Below are 3,665 nucleotides of genomic sequence, written 5' to 3' on the forward strand. Positions count from 1 at the left end.
ATGTTTTATTAGCGACTTTTTAGTGCTTATATATATGAAAATAACGCTTTTTGATAAAATTTATTTGGATTCAAAGCATTGCTGTATGCAGAAAGTTTTAGAAAAAGTCGTTGTTAGAGAGGAAATAGATGCTGAGATGGGCAAAAGACCTTATTAATTGCTCCTATTTAGCTCTCATTATCCATGTTAGTGTTTTTGGGTGGCTATTTTTTACACGGAGGTAAAGGATGAACAAACAAGTATGGATACTCTCGCTATGTCAGGCACTACTGACAACGGGAAATATAGTGTTGATATCTGTCACAGCGCTTATTGGTCAATCTCTTGCACCAATGCCTTCATTAGTCACCTTACCTGTTGCAATACAATTTATCGGTATGATGTGCGCGACCATTCCTGCTTCTTTGATCATGGCACGTATAGGGCGTAAACGAGGATTTACCTTAGGTAATATGATCGGTATTGCAGGTGCTGCATGCTGTATTTATGCCTTGTGGCTAGCAAATTTTTATTTGTTTTCTGTCGGTACATTTTTACTGGGGATCGGAATAGGTTTCGGTACGCTTTATCGTTTTGCGGCAATGGAATTATGTGATGTTAAATATCATAGCCGTGCTATTTCTATCTCTATGGCTGGGGGCGTTCTAGCGGCAATATTAGGACCATTTCTCGCCGTTCAAAGTCGAGAATGGTTATCTGATACTTTTATTGGTCCTTTTGTTGGTGTGTTATTGCTTTATGTTTTGTCGCTATGCTTACTGCAAGTCGTTGCTCTTCCGAAAGCGCCTGGTTATGCGACAGCTAAGACAGGACAGCGATTGTCACAATTGTTAACACAGCCGAATTATCTTTTAGCGGTGGCTTCTGGTGCTGTTGCTTATTCGGTGATGATCCTATTAATGACAGTGACACCACTCGCCATGATGGGCTGTGGTTATAGTTTTGAGCAATCTACTCAAGTGATCCAATGGCATGTGTTAGGAATGTTTGTGCCATCTTTCTTTACCGGACACCTCATTGATCGAATTGGGGCGAAAAACACGATCTTATTGGGAGCAGTGTTCATGCTGATGTGCTGCATTGTTAATTTAACTGGCACAACCTTAATACAGTTTAATATTGCCTTGATTTTATTAGGTGTTGGGTGGAACTTTATGTTCATTGCAGCCACGCGCTTTTTAACCATGACCTATCAACCAGAAGATAAGCCGAAAGCCCAAGCCTGTAACGAGTTTGTGGTATTTAGCTCCGTCACCATAGCATCGTTATTAGCGGGTTGGTTAAACACCACAATTGGTTGGTACCAACTCAATTTAGTCACTATTCCATTCATGTTCGTGATTATTGCGGCTTTATTTATATTCAAACCACAGCTGAATCCATCGTCACAGCATAAATAATGGTGCTATGTTTATGATTATTTATCGTATTTTAACTTAACAGCGTCTAAGTTTGGTTAGGATGGAACAATAATATTTTGATAATGGGCAGAGTATGAAAAGTGACATGATCCTTATCGGTAAGGGCGAAAATAAAATCGGTATCCACCCTAAATACGCTAACCGTCATGGTTTTATTGCTGGTGCAACGGGAACGGGTAAAACGGTGACACTTCAGTGTTTAGCTGAAGGCTTTTCATCACTTGGTGTTCCAGTATTTCTTGCCGATGTAAAAGGTGACTTATCAGGCATAGCGAATGCCGGTACTGATAACGCGATTGTGCAAAAACGCTGTGCCGAGATTGGTATCGAGGGCTTTGAATTTACGCTTTTTCCCGTTGAATTTTGGGATCTGTTTGGCTTAAAAGGGGCAAAAATCCGTGCCACGCTAGAGGACATGGGGCCTCTATTGTTAAGTCGCTTGCTTGATTGTAATGATGTACAAGAAGGCTTAATTAATCTTGCATTTGAATATGCGGAAGAAAATCAAATGCCAATGCTGGATTTGGATGATTTCTCAACAGCATTAAATTACCTTTGTGATAACTCGAAACAACTCGGCGGTATGTACGGACGAATCAATAAGTCCTCTATTGCTGCCATTGAACGTCGTTTGTTGGGCTTTAAACGCCAAGGAGGCGGTGAGTTCTTCGGCGAGCCAGCATTAGATTATCATGACTTCATGAAAACTGCTTCTGATGGCCGAGGCATCGTCAATATCCTTGATGCTAGCACCTTGATCCAATCACCCAAGTTGTACTCAACTTTCTTATTATGGTTATTGTCTGAGTTATACGAGAACCTACCTGAAGTGGGTGATCTCGATAAGCCGAAGTTTGTGTTCTTCTTTGATGAAGCGCATCTGCTATTTGATGATGTGCCGAAAGTCTTTTTAGATGAAATCGAGCAAGTGGTACGTTTGATTCGTTCAAAAGGCGTGGGTATTTACTTTATCACGCAAAATCCAACCGATATTCCTGATTCAGTATTAGGGCAGTTAGGTAACCGTATTCAACATGCGTTACGTGCTTATACCCCTAAAGAGCGTAAAGCCGTTAAAGTCGCAGCGGAGTCTTTTCGTGATAATCCCAATTTAGATGTTGAAACCCTGTTGGGGGAATTAGGTGTTGGGGAGGCATTAGTCTCTGTGCTTGGAGAGGGTGGTGTACCATCTGTGGTTGAGCACGTCACTATTCGTCCACCAGAATCGCAAATTGGACCTATCAGTACAGAAAAACGCACAGAGATACTCAATACCAGTCAGTATTATCAGCAATATAAACAAGCAGTGAATCGTGAATCTGCCCATGAGATGTTAAATAAACGCATGGAGCAGCAAAAGCAGGCGCAATTGCAACAAGCACAACAAGCTGAGCAAGAAAAACAAGACCGAGCGAGTATTCGTAAGCCTAGACGTTCTCAACGCCAAACTTATACCGAATCTTTTATTAAGACGCTGCTACGGCAATTAGCCAATGCCATTGTAAAAGCATTATTTAAACGTCGTTAATGGGTAAACCTCTTGTTATCTACTGATAATAAGAGGTTTTTTATAATTATCATTTCTAAATTTACGCTTTCAATCATAGGAAATAGCGTAATAAAAGCGTAAGGTTTACCAGACTGATTAAAAAGGATGGTATAGCTGTGCATATTTTCACTGATAGAAAAGACATTATCATTGATACCCGTAGTTCCGAAGAGTTTATTGCTGGGCACATTGAAGGTAGCGTGTTTGTTGGCTTTGGCGGTAAGCAATTTAAATGGTGGCTAGAACTAATTGTTCCTGATAAAACAGTGCATCTTGAGGTGATTGCAGCAGATAAAGATCAAGCCAGTGTGATGAAAACACTTCATGAACTTGGTTATATACATGCAGAGTTAAAGCCGCTTGATACTTCGCTATCTCATATTGAGCATATCTCTGCAGATAAATTACCAGATATAGCTGAAACGCATCATATTTTAGATGTACGAGAAACCGATGAAACAGAAAAAGGCAAGTTAGCTAGTGCTGAAGCATTGCCATTGACGGCGCTAATACAAGGCAAAATGCCAGCCCACCATGATGACTATGTTGTGCATTGTGCTGGTGGTTACCGTTCACTTATCGCGATATCTTTATTAAAAGTTTTAAATAAATGCCATTTAATTCAATTGGATGGTGGTTATTCAGCTATTCAACGCACTCAATAATTTATAAATTTAAAAGCCATGGAGAAATTA

Annotated in this window: 3 protein-coding genes; all 3 read left to right on the top strand. The window is 40.2% G+C overall.

Features of this window, described 5'->3' with window-relative positions:
* The first annotated feature begins 227 nt into the window (after positions 1 to 227).
* Positions 228 to 1,400: an MFS transporter gene (locus tag E5A76_RS13020; RefSeq protein WP_161119196.1), complete on the top strand. Its 1,173-nt coding sequence runs from the start codon at positions 228 to 230 to the stop codon at positions 1,398 to 1,400.
* 94 nt (positions 1,401 to 1,494) lie between these two features.
* Positions 1,495 to 2,949, top strand: a complete 1,455-nt coding sequence (locus tag E5A76_RS13025) for a helicase HerA-like domain-containing protein (RefSeq protein ID WP_161119197.1) — start codon at positions 1,495 to 1,497, stop codon at positions 2,947 to 2,949.
* Positions 2,950 to 3,086: 137 nt separating this feature from the next.
* Positions 3,087 to 3,635 (top strand): rhodanese-like domain-containing protein, encoded by a 549-nt coding sequence (locus tag E5A76_RS13030; protein WP_161119198.1) that lies wholly within the window; start codon positions 3,087 to 3,089, stop codon positions 3,633 to 3,635.
* The last annotated feature ends 30 nt before the right edge of the window (positions 3,636 to 3,665 follow it).

This window comes from Photobacterium lucens, from assembly GCF_009873615.1.
Taxonomy (GTDB): domain Bacteria; phylum Pseudomonadota; class Gammaproteobacteria; order Enterobacterales; family Vibrionaceae; genus Photobacterium; species Photobacterium lucens.